At 50.4% G+C, this 16,076-nt stretch carries 10 protein-coding genes; 2 read left to right on the top strand and 8 right to left on the bottom strand.

Translation table 11 applies throughout. From position 1 onward, the window contains the following. Positions 1-60 precede the first annotated feature (60 nt). Genes BGX14_RS04900 through BGX14_RS04875 form a run of 6 tightly spaced genes read right to left on the bottom strand, consistent with a single transcriptional unit; the run spans position 61 to position 5,017 of the window. Positions 61-1,338 carry a hypothetical protein gene (locus BGX14_RS04900; RefSeq protein WP_095879240.1) on the bottom strand — a complete coding sequence of 426 codons (1,278 nt, stop codon included), beginning with the start codon at positions 1,336-1,338 and terminating at the stop codon, positions 61-63. Continuing rightward, positions 1,335-2,021, bottom strand: coding sequence for a hypothetical protein (locus tag BGX14_RS04895; RefSeq protein WP_095879239.1), 687 nt, complete (start codon positions 2,019-2,021; stop codon positions 1,335-1,337). The genes BGX14_RS04900 and BGX14_RS04895 overlap by 4 nt, the downstream gene beginning before the upstream one ends. After that, positions 2,022-2,690 carry an orotate phosphoribosyltransferase gene (gene pyrE / locus BGX14_RS04890; protein ID WP_078775616.1) on the bottom strand — a complete coding sequence of 223 codons (669 nt, stop codon included), beginning with the start codon at positions 2,688-2,690 and terminating at the stop codon, positions 2,022-2,024. A gap of 1 nt (position 2,691) precedes the next feature. After that, positions 2,692-3,222 (bottom strand): hypothetical protein, encoded by a 531-nt coding sequence (locus BGX14_RS04885; RefSeq protein WP_073303261.1) that lies wholly within the window; start codon positions 3,220-3,222, stop codon positions 2,692-2,694. 10 nt (positions 3,223-3,232) lie between these two features. Then, positions 3,233-4,078, bottom strand: coding sequence for a formyltetrahydrofolate deformylase (gene purU / locus BGX14_RS04880; RefSeq protein WP_073303259.1), 846 nt, complete (start codon positions 4,076-4,078; stop codon positions 3,233-3,235). Positions 4,079-4,111: 33 nt separating this feature from the next. Further along, positions 4,112-5,017, bottom strand: a complete 906-nt coding sequence (locus BGX14_RS04875; RefSeq protein ID WP_233126410.1) for a GGDEF domain-containing protein — start codon at positions 5,015-5,017, stop codon at positions 4,112-4,114. Positions 5,018-5,799: 782 nt separating this feature from the next. Here BGX14_RS04875 and BGX14_RS04870 point away from each other — a divergent pair. Together BGX14_RS04870 and BGX14_RS04865 are read left to right on the top strand one after the other, a co-directional pair. Continuing rightward, entirely contained in the window at positions 5,800-6,903 is a 1,104-nt protein-coding gene (locus BGX14_RS04870; RefSeq protein ID WP_143394139.1) for a hypothetical protein, read from the top strand. A gap of 5 nt (positions 6,904-6,908) precedes the next feature. Continuing rightward, complete coding sequence (locus BGX14_RS04865) at positions 6,909-10,124, top strand: fibro-slime domain-containing protein (protein ID WP_233126491.1); 3,216 nt, start codon at positions 6,909-6,911, stop codon at positions 10,122-10,124. Positions 10,125-11,089: 965 nt separating this feature from the next. Here the strand turns inward: BGX14_RS04865 and BGX14_RS04860 are convergent. Both BGX14_RS04860 and BGX14_RS04855 read right to left on the bottom strand, forming a co-directional pair. Beyond that, the gene (locus tag BGX14_RS04860) at positions 11,090-15,199 is read right to left on the bottom strand and encodes a DUF3320 domain-containing protein (RefSeq protein WP_143394137.1); all 4,110 of its coding nucleotides are present in this window, start codon (positions 15,197-15,199) and stop codon (positions 11,090-11,092) included. Further along, positions 15,196-16,074, bottom strand: coding sequence for a glutamate--tRNA ligase family protein (locus BGX14_RS04855; protein ID WP_095879234.1), 879 nt, complete (start codon positions 16,072-16,074; stop codon positions 15,196-15,198). Before BGX14_RS04855 ends, BGX14_RS04860 begins: the two co-directional genes overlap by 4 nt. Between the last annotated feature and the right edge of the window lie 2 nt (positions 16,075-16,076).

Here is a 16,076-nt window from a genome sequence, read left to right as displayed (position 1 = left end):
CCTAGAGGTCAGAAGTCCGGGAAGTTGGCTCTTGCTGACATCCCCTTTTCTTGTGCCGTTTCACAGGCTCCAGTGATATTCAAAACCGAGTTGGATAAAACAGTCTATCGTGGAACCGCCGATTTCCGTGGGTTCCGCCACTGCATCGACAGAAGGTTCTCTGTCCAAAATGCGCCCGCGCCCGGCCAAACCCGCCCGCAAATCAATGCCGTAGTGGTCATAAAAAATGCTTTTGGCTCCAATGGACAGAACGGCACCCTTGTAAAAATTGGCAAATTCGATTCGGGATTTGTAAGCTCCCGAAGGCTTGTAACCGCTTTTGGTATCGATAGATTCCGAAAAGAAGCTGTATAAGAATCCGACGGAAGCGTGAGGAATCAGCGTCACGTTCTTGTGCAGGGGAATCCGGTGGGAAAGCATCAGGCTGATGCCGATTTCAAAACGGTAGAACTTCCAGTAATCCAGTTCGTTGTAGATGGTGTCCCGCTCGTCGATTTTGGCATCGTGCTCCGAAAAACGGAAGAAAATTTCGGCTCCGATAAAATCATACCAAGTGCCGCCGACATAGACGTTCAAAAGCGGAGAGCCGTCTTCCAAAAAATTCCAGGCGGAAAGCGAGTCGCGGGTGTTGCGGTAATTTTTGATTTCGCTATTCAGTTTGCGGCGATACCAGCTGTATGGCGTGAAAGGAACCCGCGCCTGCGTGTAACCGCCGGCAATGCCGACCCATGCCCGGAATTTCGGGAGTTCGGAATAGTATTCGTTGGGCTCAACGGCTTTCTTTTTGCGTTCTTCGGCGGTCAATCGTCGCTGGGTGCCGCCTTCAAAAAGCATTTCCGCAATGGCGTCGCCTAGGGCGACTTTGTCGGCGGTGTAAGGGATGGTTCCCGCTGCTTTGGGCGAGTAGCTGCTTTCATCAAAGAGTGCGAATGTCAGGGTGTTGCCGTCTTTGTTCAAGTAAAGCAGATATTTGTCTTCAAGTCCGGCGATTTTTTTTTGTACTTCTTGTGCGCGGGCTTTTAAAAGTTCCGCAGGAATTTCTGGCAGCAAATTATTCCGTAGCCACGCTCCGTAAAGGGCTGCGCTGGAATCCCGTTCCCATTCTCCGGCGATTCGCACCGAGGGATTTCCTATGCCTCCGTTGGTGCGCTTTAACGATAGTGCAAATTCCCGTGAATCCATCGGAGCTGCGGAATCTGGCGACCAGACTAGAATTTCCGGATCTTGCCAAAGAATATAGGGCGAACGGAAGAACATTTTTCCGGCGGCAAAAGCGTAGACAGCAAAAGCGTTGGTGACAAAAAATGCCCATAGAAAAGTTCGCGAGAAAATTTTCATCTGCGGCCTCCGTCTATACCGGCTACCAGGCTGTCGGCGGCTAAGGCAGAAATTTTTAGAATATCGTCCGGTTGAATGCCCTGAGGAATGGCGTGCGGAATTTCAGCGACTGCACTAAAAAGGGCGCGTTGTTTTTCGTTGTCCCATAAAGTATAGGAAAGAAGAATCGTCAGTTTTTCGGCGGTCTTTTTTTCGGAAGCTTCGTTTCCTGTAAGCGCATAATCGTAAAAATTGTCTTTTTGCAAGTCGAGTCCAAAAGTGCATTCGTGAATCAGAATCAGATGCTTCGGATGTTTTCCGTCGGGCCCTGCGAGCGCTTTTCCCTGAATGGGGAAGTGCCCTTTGATGTAGATGCGTTCATCGAGTTTTTGCGATTCTTCCGGCTGCTTTTCATAGAGCGAATCCGGCCAGATCACAAGTTTTGGATAGCGGGTTTGCAAAAGTTCCTGCGTAAAGGAATTCTCGATTTGCTTTCCTAAAATCCGATAGACGGAATCCCGCGGGATGCCCAAATTTTTAGCGAACCATTTGTCCCGGGTAACGACAATCGCATTCTGGAGACCGAGTATGGCGATTTCTTCGTTTGCGGCGGGGGATTCGCGATAATACGGATGGCTGGCGCTCCACTGCTTTCCCGAACAGGCCGCAAGGACCAGCGTTAAAAGCAAAAGCGCCGTTTTCATTTAGGCTCCCCACTCTTGTCGGTAAGCGCGAACCTTTTCCAAAATGTTTTCGGGAGCTCCGATTTTTTGGCGATTCTCTTCGCTTTCCAAGAAGGCGATAATGTCGTCGATGCTGATGATGGAATGGGCTTCGATGCCGTAGGTTTCTTCGACAGTCGCCAGGGCGGATTTCCCGTTTTCTAGGCGTTCGCGGCGATCCACGGAAATCAGGAGGCCTTTGATTTTCGCATGGGGAAACGCTTTCATCGTCTGCATCGTTTCATTGACGGAAGTGCCCGCCGTAATGACGTCTTCGATAATGACGACGTTGCGGAGTTCCTTGTAAGTATCGCCGACAAGATTGCCGCCTTCGCCGTGATCCTTTGCCTCTTTGCGGTTGTAGGTAAAGCTCAGGTCCATTCCGTGATGTTGAAACAGTGCCATAGCGGTAGCTGCGCAAAGGGGAATTCCCTTGTAAGCGGGGCCGAAAAGGTTGGATGCCTTGTCTTTAAAATGTTCGACAAAGGCTTGGGCGTAAAATTCGGCGAGGCGGGAGAGCGCTTGGCCTGTGCGAAATTCTCCCGTGTTGATAAAATACGGCGTGTGACGTCCGCTTTTGGTGACGAACTCTCCGAATTTGAGTGCGCCTGTCTGCACGAGAAAATGAACAAATTCATCTTTTTGAATCATATCAGTTGGAACCTCCCAAAAGGAGTGCGAAAATTTTTGCCCAGACATTGGCGCTCGTTGCGACAGAGATGGCCGTCAAAATGACGGTCACGATGACGCAAAGTCCGATGTACCACAGGAAAGATTTTTTGAAACCTTTGATTTTGAGCTTGAAGATAAGCCAGACGATGACCGAAAGGATGGTCCCGAAAATCCAGGCGATCGGAGCCGTGATGGCGGCGATGCAGCTGACCAAATACACGACGGTAATGCCCGGAATGAAAAAGAACACAATCGCAAGAACGGTCAGCAGGACAAAGCCCACATAGTGCGCAAGTCCGCGTTCCTTTTGAATGATGACTTGAGGCTGCGGGGCTGGTGCTTCGGCTTTTTCGGATTCTTTGGGCGGGTTCTTTTCCGCAGGGCTTTCCTGTTTGGCGGGCTCTTGTTCGGGTTTCGCTTGGGCGACTTCCGCTCCGTCGGTTTCGATTTTATTCGCCGCTTCGGGAGTTGCCGAAACGATTTCGGCGTCCTGGATTTTTTCTTCTTCCATAAATTTGTCCTTATAAAATAAAGGTTCGCCCTTCGTAAACAAAAACGCGGTGTTCCAGCCAAAGTTTGATGGCCGAAGAAAGCGTGCGTTTTTCAATGTCTTTGCCCAGCTCGACGAGTTCGTCGATGGAAGCGGTCTCGGGAACGCGCTGGACATCTTGACAGATGATGGGCCCCTGGTCCAAATCTTCGGTAGCGAAATGCGCGGTTGCCCCGATGATTTTCACGCCCTTGTGCCATGCCTGGTGATAGGGCTTGGCTCCTTTGAATGCGGGCAGGAATCCGTGATGGATATTGACGATTTTGTATTTGAACTCTTCTGTAAATTCCGCCGACAGGATTTGCATATACCGGGCGAGGACGATGCCGTCCGTTTTGGTTTCCTGGATGATTTCGCGAAAGCGGTTTTCGGAAACGGACTTGGCTTGCGTGCTGGGAACGTAATAGAAGGGAACGCCAAAGGTGCCGCCGACTGGCCCCAATTCCGTGTGATTGCTGACGATGCAGCTAAATTCGCAGGGAAGGTCGCCGTCGCGGTGTTTTAAAAGCAGGTCGTAAAGGCAATGGTCGGTTTTGGAAACGAACAACGCCAGCCGCTTGACTTTGGATGTGTCGTAAAGTTTCCAGGTGAGGGAAAGGTGCGGCCCGATGGATTCCAAATGGCTTGAAATCTCTTCTGCCGCTTCCGGTTCGCATTCAAAAACGGCGCGGAGAAAAAACGTTCCGATATCTTTTGCCGTGTGCTGCGTCAAGTCGATGATATTGGCTCCCGCTTTGGCCAGAACTTGGGTGGTTCCGGCGATAAGTCCTTTCTGGTCGGGGCAATGAATTTGTAAAATGTAACGAGTTATAGCCATGCCCTAAATATACAAATCTTGTATCGTGGGGTCTTATTCGGCACTCGCTACTTGGTTTCTTCCGTGTTCTTTTGCAAAGTAAAGAGCCTTGTCGGCTGCGGCGATCATCGTTTCGATGGTCGGGATGTCTTTTCCCCTGTAACTGGAAACGCCAAGAGAAATGGTAATGGGAATCATCTTGTCGTCAATGGAAAACTTGTAACTTTCGACGGCTTTACGCAAGCGTTCCGCACTTTTGATGGCGTCCGCTTTGGACATCTCGGGGAGCAAAAAGACAAATTCTTCGCCACCGTAGCGCGCAAAAAGGTCGCTTTCGCGCTTGTTCCGGGTAAAAATCTGGGCGATGTTTTTTAAAATCATATCGCCGGCGGGGTGTCCCCATTCGTCGTTCACCTTTTTAAAATGGTCCACGTCGCACATAAAGGCGTGCATATATAGATTTTTGCGTCTGGCGGCGGCGAGTTCCCCCACGGAACGATCCATAAATGTTCTGCGGTTCGGCACCTTGGTGAGCGGGTCGGTCGTTGCGGCTTCAAAAAGTTCCCGGTCAAAGGCCTCTTCGCAGGGATCCTTAAAGTCGATTTTCAGAACCATTTTCCCGATTTGCAGCCGATTGTCGGATTCAATCGTTTTGGGGTGGGCGGTGACGGTAACTCCGTCCAGAAACGTCCCGTTCGTGGAGTCCAGATCGCGGACCGTCATGCGGTTGCCGTCCCAGGAAAGTTCGCAATGCTTTCGGGAAATCATGTCGTCTTCCAAGCGGATGTCGGCGTCGGTTCCCCGACCGATAACCGTTTTCCCCTGCATCACGGGAATCTGGCGGAAAGACGCCTGCGGATAAAGTACAATCAGATGGGGCCGCGGCTCGGCGGCGGGCATCGGGCGGGTAAGGCCGCTGGCGACAATAGTCTTTTCAAGATGGGAGCCTAAATCGTACATTTCGCTTTAAATATTAGTTTTTTTCATCAAAACAGGGAACTTGGCAAAAGCAAAAAGCCGAAAATGCCTGAAAAACCGTCATTGCGAATCCGCCAAGGAGAAAATCCGTCACATTTGAACGCGACCGTCACCCCGAACCCCAAAGGGGTTATACGACACTTGTCAATTTATTGACTTAGTGGAGTTATACTCGAAGTGTAGAAGCAATCCTTTTTCCGCAGATAGGATTGCCACGGCGCTATCGCGCCTCGCAATGACGAGATGCCAGCCAAGATTGCTTCGGCTTTGCATCCCTGAAACTAGGAATCTCCGATTCCATAGTTGAAGTATCCCTGGAAGGGACAATTCGCCTAAAGGAAGCAGAACTTCCAAGGCTCATAGGGCCTTGCTCGCAATGACGAGGTGCCTGCCAAGATTGCCACGTCGCTCTGCTCCTCGCAATGACGGACCGCTGACGATGACTTGCGCTCCATTTGACGAAGACCGATATTGCTTCGAAATAGGCTTTTTTCATTTACTTGAAGCCCGAAAACGAGAAAAAACGGCTGGCAGCTGATAACTACCAACTACCAACTCCCCACTCCGCCCCTTTTTTGCTAAAAAAGGCGTTTGGTATCACATGTAAACGCAAAAATAGGGGGTAAGCGAATAAAAAACTACCCTTTCCCAAAAAAAAAGGATAGTTTTCAAGCGAATAAAAGCGACTTTTGGCAAAAGCCGTTTTTTGGCTGTCATTTGCGGACTCCTGTGCACGGGATGATGCGATTGGTTTTGGAGATGTTATGAAAGAAAATGGAAAACACGTCAAGTCCTGGCTCGCGAAAGCGGTTTTCGGCTGTTCGCTTTTGCTGGGGGCGGCTCAGACTTGGGCTCTTAGCTGTTCGGGTAATATATATGTCGCTGATCCGGGGTGGTCATCGTTTCAAATGGTGGTGGATGGTGGTTTTAATTTAATTCCAAGCACGTCGCTTTCGGATGGATGGTATGTGATAAAAGCCAATTCCGTGGGGTCTCAACATGCCAAGGATTTTTTCTTTGCCGCTTCGGATTGGAACGGCTTTGGAATTACGAAATCCCAATATAATGTAACAGGCTGGAATCAGAACGATAAAATCAGTTGTTCGGACTTCGGTACTTCCGAAAGCCTTTACATTTACGAAGATCCGACGACAGCAGGGAAAACGGCCGTCTCCACGGAACCTCCCGATGCCAAGTATTTCTATTTCCTTCCCCCGGACGATCAGCTTTGGAACAGCTCCATTCCCATGCTGAGTACAGACGGCGGGAAAACCGGGGTCGCTATGTCTACGGACCCGACCCGTTGCGGCTGGTTCTATTATGTATGGTTCAATCAGGAAGTTCCCGCATCGATCACGATTTACAGGGATTCCGACACGGAACGCGGCGAACTGATCGGCTGGGATGGTTACGATGGGGCAGGAGATGCGCCGACAGCCATCCCGATGAATGATTTGTTCTCTTCTTTCAGCACGAACATGATTTTCTTTATGTCGGATCCGAGTATGTGGCCGGACGATTTCCCGGAAGCGGACAAGGGATTTGCCGTTAAAGATCCGATGGTGGACGGCAATTGCGAATACCATTTGGCGGCGATTATTTATGATTCCGATGCGAGTTTGCATCCGGCGTTTAGCTGTTACTCCGCTGGGGGCGAGGGATGCCAGTATGGTGTGCCGGGAGTGTCTGCTGATCAGGCTCAGGCAGCGGTAAATGCCTGTATCGGCGTTACGCATGGGATCGTCCAAGATACGCTTGGACCGGACAAAAAGCCTCTCCTGAAAACGACGGCGATGGGGGTATGGGTGAAACGTGCTTTATTAGCGAAGCATTTTTCAATCAGCTTTTCCATCCGACTACGGGTGTGAACGAAATGACGTGCTTTGACCTTCCGTTTAATCGTGATTCTTATGGTAAATGGGAATTCAATTCCGATTACTATACGAGCAAAGGTTTGACGGCCCAAGGCGGATTTTATCCGACGGAACAGACGACAGACGCGGATGTTTTGACGAGTTACGGATCCTCCCCGCTTCCTGCAGCAAGAACGAAGCGCGGTGCAGAAGGCCCGGTCTTTGTGGGACCTTTGCTCCGTGAAGTGGATCCTGCGGAAAATGCGCAAAAATTTGATTTGCTTTGCAATGGTGCAGGTTGGCTCGGAGGAATGGATGATTGCTCCGGTCGTTTTGCTAACGGCGATGACGACATAGCTGCCGTAAACTCTTGGTTGGGGGCTACGGATGCATGTATGTGGGGATGGTCTTGCCAGGATAGCAGGCCGGCAGGTTGGCCGAGCTTTAAGGACGGAACGGATACTCCGCTTGCAGGGGGAACGTATCGTTGGACGAGTACGCGCAACCAGCAGTTCTGTTTTGAAAGCCATGCTCAATTCGTTTACAAGCCGGGTCTCCGCTTTAACTTCCGCGGTGACGATGATATTTGGGTCTTTATCGGTGGCAAACTGGCTGTGGACCTTGGCGGAACGCACCTCGCGGCTCCAGGCTACGCCGTGCTGGACAACTTGACCGACAAGAACGACAATCCGTTTGTCGAAGGCGAAACCTACGATTTGGACATCTTCTTCTGCGACCGCAGAACCACGATGAGTAACGTCCGTATCAACACGAACATGTATATCCAGCAGAATACGGGTATCAATCGCACGAAGGATACCACTTATGTGGGCGACGGCGATCGCTATAATATCTGCTACGAGGAAACCGGTGCGGGCGACTGCGCTGCGGCGCTTTCCGGTGCTTCGGGAACGGAAACAAAGGTTTATTGCAATGACGCAATGGCGGGAATCGTCACTTTGACCTATGCGCTTTACAAGGGCAGCTCCCCCTATACGACGGCAAGCGGAACGACCTTGGACGAATCCTATTTCGCTTCTGCTTATGCGAGTGGGCAAAAGGTATTCTTTGGCGCTATCGATTTCTCTTCAAGCTGGTATCAGCCGGTGATTAACAAAGCCGCTGTTGCGGGCCTTCCTTCCGGAACCTACAAGCTCATCGCCGCTGTCAACGGCAAGAAAACGACAGTGGCGACCATCCGTGTCGCCGGAACTCTGGATGTGCTTACCGAAGACGGTCAGGATTCAACCGGACATATTTACAAGGTGGTCACCTCGGCAATGGCCGGCGTTCGCATTCCTGTGTTTGTCGGCGCTATCGGTGACGCTCTGGAAAACGGCAATCTGGATGTGGACTTGGAAGGTGCTGTAGATGAACGCTATACGCCGTCTTTTGATGATGGATTGATGGTCTTTGCAGACAGCTCGTCTCAGACTTCGCTGACATCGAGCGATAGCCAGACAGTCGGTGCGCGTGGCATAGATACGCTGTGGGCGACGGTTCCTCTTGCGGCGATGACGAGTTCGTCCATTACCAAATCAATTTGGGTGCGCAATAAAAAGCTGGCTTTGACGTTTACGCGCCCGGCGATTGCGTTTGTGGATTCCACTTACTCGGAACAAATCAATCCGCCCTATGGCAACTGGAATATCAGCGAGGATTCCATCTTGTATCGCGGTGCGGAATACAAAGCTTATATCATTATGTTTGATCCGACGACGGGAACGCCTTGCACCAGTTGCTCCTATGGCTTGGTGGTGGATCCGGCGCAATCTTCGGAAGGCCTAACGGGAACTTCTTTGGAAATGGTGGAAGGTAAGGCCGAAATCCGCTTCCGTTCTTCGAAACGCTATCCGGATGATTTGACTTTGGACAGTGCGTTTATCACGGTGACGACCACGGAGAACTCTCTGGTTTTTGCGACATATCGCGGGCTTGTCTTTACCGAACCTCCGGTACCTCTGCCCGATTCCGTGATGGTATTTGACGCCAAGGGCGAGCCGAAAACCTATGCGGGTCTAGATCAGAACTTTACGCGGGACGAATATCTGGACGGCATTGCGGATTCGCTTTGGATTAGTTACCATCGTCCTTTCAAATTGGACTCTTTGCCGGATTCCATTATTGTAACCTGGTCGCTGGATTCTACAGAAGCGGTAACGCTCTCTCGCTCCCAGATTGAAGCGGCGGCAAAATTGCTGCCGAGCGGAGACCTTTATGACTCGGTGCTGACTTTTAGTGGGCTTTCGCTTTCGTCCGAAGTGCAGACCACGCATTCCGGAGCTATGGTTCATTCGTGGGCAAGCTTCAAAAAGAACGGCGTTGTCGCTCATCAGGGATTCAGCAAAACGGTTGAAGACAAGGTTGCTCCGATTATTACCCGCGGAACGATTTCGGAAATGTCCGAAGGCCTTTTCCAAGTTCGGGTAACTTTCTCGGAACCGGTCGTTTCGGCGGAATCCGATATCAAGTCGCTCTTCATGTATTATTTGCGCTCGGCTACCGATTTGGTGGGTTCAGCAAAATATACGGAAGTCTCTGCGACCAATGCCTATATCGTGGATTCGAATGTGACGATGTCCTTTAATGCTTCTCTTGGTTCTATTCCGCAGTCGGGTGATTTTGTCCGAGCCAAACCCGGAATCCTGACAGATGCTAACGGAAACGGTCTTACGGATTACGATGTCGTTGTGCCGTCGCCGTGGATGCTTCTGAAAGGTGACGCCCAATCGACGATAGCGAGCATCAAGATGGGAACGGTCAATTCCGAAGCGGACTTGAAGGCTCCTCCGGTTCAGACCTATTTCCTGGGCATTTACGATTCTGTAGGAACGCTGCTTGAAAAATATCCGAACACTCTCGGTTATATTATCAAAACGGATATGGGCAACATTCTTACCGATCCGAAATTGGATTCCTTGATTGCAGCCGGAAAGGTCAGCATTGACGATGTGAAATTGCATTATGAACTGGATATTTTCACCAATTTGGGCACTTTTGTGGTGCATAAGAAGGGTTCCATCGCTTGTTCTGATCAGGAATTCTTTGGCGGAGACTGCCGGAATAACCGCGGTTATGTCTATGTCGCTTGGGATATGGTGACATCCAAGGGACGTCTGGCGGGAACCGGAGCTTACATTGCCAAGCTCAGCACCCACGCGACAATTCCGACGCAAGGCAAAAAAGGCAAGCACAATGTGACGGAAGTTTGGGGCGTTCGCCGCACGACAAAATAGGTTCGTTAAAACCGAGTTCTTGCAATCAAAGGTTCCGCTCTACTGGGGCGGAATTTTTTTATGAGCAGTGGCACTACATCTTGCGAGGAGTTTTTTCGCTCTGTCATTGCGAGCCGTAGGCGCGGCAATCCTGACGCGCATGAAGATTGCTTCACCCTAAAGGGTTCGCAATGACGATGTAGCACGGTTCGGGGTGACGATGTGGCACGGTTCGGGGTGACGATGTAGCACGGTTCGGGGTGACGATGTGGCACGGTTCGGGGTGACGATGTAGCACGGTTCGGGGTGACGATGTGGCACGGTTCGGGGTGACGATGTAGCACGGTTCGGGGTGACGATGTGGCACGGTTCGCAATGTTTAATATAAAATGACGGGAAAGCGGGGATATGGGGGGACGGAACACCGTTCACTCTTGGTGAACCCGTTGGACCACTAAAGCCATTTTTAGAGAAGGCCTTAAAGCAGCCCTAGAGTTTCTTTGATTGTCTGTTCGTCTGTTCCGGGCGGGAAAAGTTCTTTCTCTTCGGGAGAAATGAAAACCAGTTTGCGCTCTTCTTCGGGGAGTGCACAGGGCAAGCACAATGTGACGGAAGTTTGGGGCGTTCGCCGCACGACAAAATAGGTTCGTTAAAACCGAGTTCTTGCAATCAAAGGTTCCGCTCTACTGGGGCGGAATTTTTTTATGAGCAGTGGCGCTACATCTTGCGAGGAGTTTTTTCGCTCTGTCATTGCGAGCCGTAGGCGCGGCAATCCTGACGCGCATGAAGATTGCTTCACCCTAAAGGGTTCGCAATGACGATGTAGCACGGTTCGGGGTGACGATGTGGCACGGTTCGGGGTGACGATGTGGCACGATTCGCAATGTTTAATATAAAATGACGGGAAAGCGGGGATATGGGGGGACGGAACACCGTTCACTCTTGGTGAACCCGTTGGACCACTAAAGCCATTTTTAGAGAAGGCCTTAAAGCAGCCCTAGGGTTTCTTTGATTGTCTGTTCGTCTGTTCCGGGCGGGAAAAGTTCTTTCTCTTCGGGAGAGACGAAAACCAGTTTGCGCTCCTCTTCGGGGAGGGCACTGCGGTCGCGCAAAACAACGGGCTTGTTATTGGTCGTATAGAAGAATTGACCCGTTTTGATGAACGCTTTTTTGGCGAGACCTTGGACGATGGCGTTTTTAATCGCCCGGACGACGACGGGACCCGCTCTGTGCAGACCGTGCAAATGCAAAACTCGGCGGATGAGACTTTTTTCGTGAATCGGCGATTCCGCGTCGATATAAAATTTCATTTGCAAAATCAAAAGTTTGGCTGCAAGCTCCGGAATAGGGACGTCGTGCACGCTTCCTTCAATTTTGGGATTGATGATTTTATAAGGTTCGACGTGAAATTCGGGCTCCTCTTCTTCTCTGCTTTTTTCGCGCGGAGGCGGGGCGACGCTCTGTTCAACGGCAATCGTTGTCAGGACGTGTTCGCATTCGTCATGGGTAGAGCGGAACCAGTTGGGGCACCAGAGCCGAATGATTTTCCAGCCCAGATGTTCCAAAATTTTATTTCGCAAGTAAAGCCTGTCTTCTACCGATTCCCGCAGATAACCATTTGAAGAATCGGTTTCCACGCCCAGCAGAAAATGTTCCGGATTGTTGCTGTCATGGACCGCGAATTGAATCGATGCGCCGTTGTAACCCCAATTTTTTTCAATTTGGCATTGGTCGGAATCCAAATTTTGGAAAATGTGTTCTTCGAGAGTTGCCAAAAGGGGATTTGCTTTGAACAAGGGAATTTCTTTTGCTGTCTGTACAAAGGACAGGAAATCCGCATAGGCGCGAACGCCTGCATTTGCCGAGGAACTTTTTTCAAAGGGTTCGCTGGTAAAGATGCGCAGGCACGAAAGCGCGTGAGTTGCGCAGACATGGACGGATTTGGCGTTGAATCCTTGATTGGCGATAGCCGCAACGGGTTCTGCGCAAATAAAAAGAACATCGCGAAAATTTCCGGAAGCTTCTTCGGGCAACCTGACGTAAGGGTCGCGCAGGGCGTCTTTCGGGGAAAGGAAAAATCCTAAATCGGGATGCTCATGGATTTTTTTCTGAATGGCCTGGAAGACGCTTTTGCGACGTTCTTCGGTGAATACAATGATGCCGAGAGATTGCATCGGGTGCTGTTCGACGTGCTTTGCTGCTGCATCGGCGATTGCCAGCGAAGTATCTTGAACCATCGAGACCTGAATGTCGTTTGGAATTTCGGCATTAGGCGGCGGCAGCTTTTTGATTTTTTGGTTGTAGATGTTTCGGTTGGCGTAATCGATAAGGATAGGGTGCTTGTGCAAACGATTTAAAGCTAAAAACGAAAGTTTGGCCCCTTTGTATAAAGAATAGGAGATGACGCTTTCAAATTGTGAAGCGATAAAAGGAGGCTGGCGTTCCTCGCCTAGAACATTGGGAAACGGCGGTGTCGGTAAATTGGAATCGCCAAAAAGAATCGCGCGTTGGGAACGAAGAAGCGCAGGGATTGCCTGGTTGGGCGGAATGGCTTCGGCATCGAGAATGACGGCGACATCGAATTGCCGGGCTTCTTTAGGAAGGTTGCTTGCGACCTGCCCGATGGGAAGAATGGTCAGCAGCTTTGGATTTTTTTGAACGACGTTTTTGGCAAAACGTAGGTTCATGGTGCAAAGATCGTCGGAGGCTTCTCGAAAATCGCGTGCATGTTTGGTATGGATTTTGGGCGTCGATGAAAAAAGTTCCGGGAATATGTTGCACGCTCTTTGAATTTGCAGGGAATGCCAGAATCTGGAAAATTCGGCAGCCAGAAATTCTTTGCCCGGATGCGAAGAGATAATGGCTTTATCCAGTTCGTCCAGCTTTTGCTCTCGCAATTCTTTGCGCTTGGATTGGATTTGGGTAAAGATGGGTAAAAGCGGAAGGGCGGCTTCCCATTTTTGAAGAAGTTCCGCTTGTTCGGTGACGCTTTTGAAGTCGTCCGCTTTCTGGAATTGAAATTCGCGGCAAAGATCGTCAAAATCTTCTTGCGCTTGGCGGCACAATTCCCGCAGAGCCTGGGCATCGCTAATTTGATTTTTAATCTGGCTGTATTTTGAGAGAATCGCATAAGCGAGAGAGGCGTTCTCGGATTTTTCGGCCTTTTGCCGAAAATTGTAGAACCAGCGGATTTTGGCGTCGAGAACAATCCAGTTGGTGTGTTCAAATTGCCAATCCTTTCCGAAAAGCCGACCGGCAAGTGCCGAAGTGTTCGTGTAGAGTTTTTTGCTGTCTTGCAGCTGGATGAGCTTGTCTGTAAGAGCGAGCAGGTCGGCGTCGTTGCGGCCTTGTTTCGGGTCTTTCAGCGTGCGCAGCAGGATTTTCCGCGCATTGTGATAGTATTCGGAGAAAGCTTTAAACGTGCGGTCTAAATTGTCCTTGAGAATTTCCCGGGCAACGCCAAGTTGCATGTCAATGGCGCCATCTACATAAATGGGCGAGCCGGTTCTGCGAAATTCCGACCAGATGGTTCCGGCGTTGGGAAGAGCCTGCAAGGAATCTTTGAAAGTCGTCCAGTCTTTGGATTCCAAAGCCCAGCCGTCAAAAGAAGGAGTGGAATTATTGAAATCCGGGGAAATGGCGTTTCCTAAATCCGAAAGGGTTTGAATGTCGATATTCTGATTGAAAAAGAGAACGTTGGAGACGCTTTCCGCCAAAGTGGATAGAGTGGAAAATTCTTCGTTCGCCCTTTTTAATTTTTCGGCAAGCCTTTTCTTTTGCAGTTCGTTTGTGGAATCCAAAAGACCGCCGTCGTAGGCTTCCAGGGCTTTTTGGGAATTGTCGCGATCCAGAATTTCCAGAAGATCTTGCAGGTTGCTTTGCGCGGAATGAAATTGTTCTTTGCTTAAATTTTCGGAGCCGCTGAATGTGGAATCGGACCAGTTTTTTTTGCGGTTGGTATTTTGGGCAAGTGCCGCCAGAGCGTCTGCCAAGGAGCAGCCTCCGATGGGAATCGGCTGGTTTATCGCTTTGTCGTAATTGACGACCGCAGCCCTTGCTTGGGATAGAGCTTCGCGCGCTTTTTCCAAAGTCGTGTCTTTGTACTCGGGACTTTGCGGGTTCCACGTTTTTTCAAAGCGGGCAAAGGAGGTTTTTCTTTTGTAGGTCAGCAACACCTTTTTTCCGGTGGAGACGCTTTCGGAAATATAATTGGCCAAAAATTCTTCCCCAGAAGAACCGGGAGGCGTTTCGACAACGCAAAGATCGTTTGCGGGAGAAAGGGACTCCAATAAGGCCGTGTTCGCTTCGGAATCCAGAATGTGCGTGAAAAAATGCTCGGTTGGGTTGAAAATGTCGTTGGGATTGCTGGAATCCAAATCGGATTCGACGACGTGGAAACCTTCGGAAGAAAGCAGCTGGGATAAAAGATGACCGGTCAAATCAAATTGTTTCCAGCTTTCGGATTCCATATCGTTGAATGCGTAAAGGCTTGCGGAATCGTAAAAGCCGATAAATAGCCCGCGGGAAGTACTGCGCCATTCCGGGAAAGGGACGATTGCTTCTTGAACAGCGTCAAAGTAGTTCCGAATCTGGAACGTTCCGCCTATGACAAAATTTTTTGCCACGGGAAATTTTAGCGTTTCTTTGTTCTTGACGCGGAGAGGAATGTTTTCTATGGGTGGGGTCGCCGAAAGGGAGACCGTCAGATTTTTCGTGTCGATTTGGACGGGGACGAGCAGGAGCGGGGCCAACCCTTGGGATTTCAAAAAGCCGATGCATAAAAACGCATTCTGTTCCCCGGTGCCCTCTTCCAAAGAACGAATGGCGTATCGGATGTCGGCAAAGAGATTGCTCTGGCTTGTATCCGAAAAAGCCGCAGTCACCGGAGCGAACAAAGACAATGGGAGTGCGACGGGTTTGCGCATCCATTTTTCCAAAAAGGCAATGCCGTCTTCGGACATCAGCGGCGTCTGGAATTTTGCCTGGGGGACAAAATTCAAAAGTCGGCTCTGATGATTCAAATCGAAAGAGGCTTCGCGAAGATTTAAGAGTTTATGAAACAGGTCGTCCGCCATATATACCGGAATATATTTCAAATTTTGGAAAATAGATGCTTTTTTGCCAGCAGAATGGATTCGTTAACAGAAAGTAACCTGAACGAGGAAAGCAGTCCGGCTTGAACGCAGACTTCTCCCAGAAGCTTTTCGGGGGAAATGCCGAGTTCCCGCTCGCCCCGGATGCTTGCGGCGTGCTCTCTTTTGGAAAGTTTTTTCCCCGATTCGGCGCAGATGAGCGGATGGTGCAAAAAAAGAGGCGGCGTTTTTCTGCCGAGGGCTTGGCCCAGGGCGATTTGGCGTGCGGTAGAGGCGCGCAGGTCTTCTCCGCGGACGACAAGGCCGATTCCTTCTTCCAGGTCGTCGGCGACGACGGCGAATTGGTAAGTCCATTGCCCCGCCCTGTCTTTGATGGCAAAGTCGCCGCATTGCTCGGCGGGATTTTCGAAAAATTTTCCCAGTCGCAGATCATTCCATTCGATGGTGGCGCTCGGGGTTTTAAATCGGACGGCATTTTTTTCCGTAAAGGGCAAATCCAGATGGCGGCAGTGGCCTTGGTAAATGGCTTCGCCTTCGCTGTTGGTGGGATTCGTCTCGAATGTAAATTTTCGGGAACAATCGCAGGCGTAAATGCGGTTTTCCTCCTTCAGTTTTTGGAAAAATCGAAGGTAGCGGTTTTCGTTGGCGCTTTGGATCGATTCCGCTTCCCAGGAAAATCCCAACCATTCCAGATCTTCGCGGATGGCATCGATGTAAGCTTGCCGAGCCCGGCTTTTGTCGTGGTCTTCGATGCGCAGGCGAATCGGGTATCCGAAATGCTCGGCGGCGGCGTACACGAATAAAGCCGAAAGGACGTGCCCTCGATGCAAATAACCGGTGGGACTGGGGGCAAAGCGTGTAAAGGGGAATGGGTTCATAG

The sequence above is a fragment of the Fibrobacter sp. UWS1 genome, assembly GCF_002300445.1.
Classification (GTDB): domain Bacteria; phylum Fibrobacterota; class Fibrobacteria; order Fibrobacterales; family Fibrobacteraceae; genus Hallerella; species Hallerella intestinalis.
Note: the sequence above shows the minus strand (reverse complement) of the source record. Positions and strands in the feature narration are given on the sequence as shown.

What these genes read in the sequence shown, in the direction of transcription:
- BGX14_RS04870 (WP_143394139.1), top strand. Translation starts at nt 5,800, where the DNA reads ATGAAAGAAAATGGAAAACACGTCAAGTCCTGGCTCGCGAAAGCGGTT.
- BGX14_RS04900 (WP_095879240.1), bottom strand. Translation starts at nt 1,338, where the DNA reads ATGAAAATTTTCTCGCGAACTTTTCTATGGGCATTTTTTGTCACCAAC.
- BGX14_RS04855 (WP_095879234.1), bottom strand. Translation starts at nt 16,074, where the DNA reads ATGAACCCATTCCCCTTTACACGCTTTGCCCCCAGTCCCACCGGTTAT.
- BGX14_RS04875 (WP_233126410.1), bottom strand. Translation starts at nt 5,017, where the DNA reads ATGTACGATTTAGGCTCCCATCTTGAAAAGACTATTGTCGCCAGCGGC.
- BGX14_RS04865 (WP_233126491.1), top strand. Translation starts at nt 6,909, where the DNA reads ATGACGTGCTTTGACCTTCCGTTTAATCGTGATTCTTATGGTAAATGG.
- BGX14_RS04885 (WP_073303261.1), bottom strand. Translation starts at nt 3,222, where the DNA reads ATGGAAGAAGAAAAAATCCAGGACGCCGAAATCGTTTCGGCAACTCCC.
- pyrE (WP_078775616.1), bottom strand. Translation starts at nt 2,690, where the DNA reads ATGATTCAAAAAGATGAATTTGTTCATTTTCTCGTGCAGACAGGCGCA.
- BGX14_RS04895 (WP_095879239.1), bottom strand. Translation starts at nt 2,021, where the DNA reads ATGAAAACGGCGCTTTTGCTTTTAACGCTGGTCCTTGCGGCCTGTTCG.
- purU (WP_073303259.1), bottom strand. Translation starts at nt 4,078, where the DNA reads ATGGCTATAACTCGTTACATTTTACAAATTCATTGCCCCGACCAGAAA.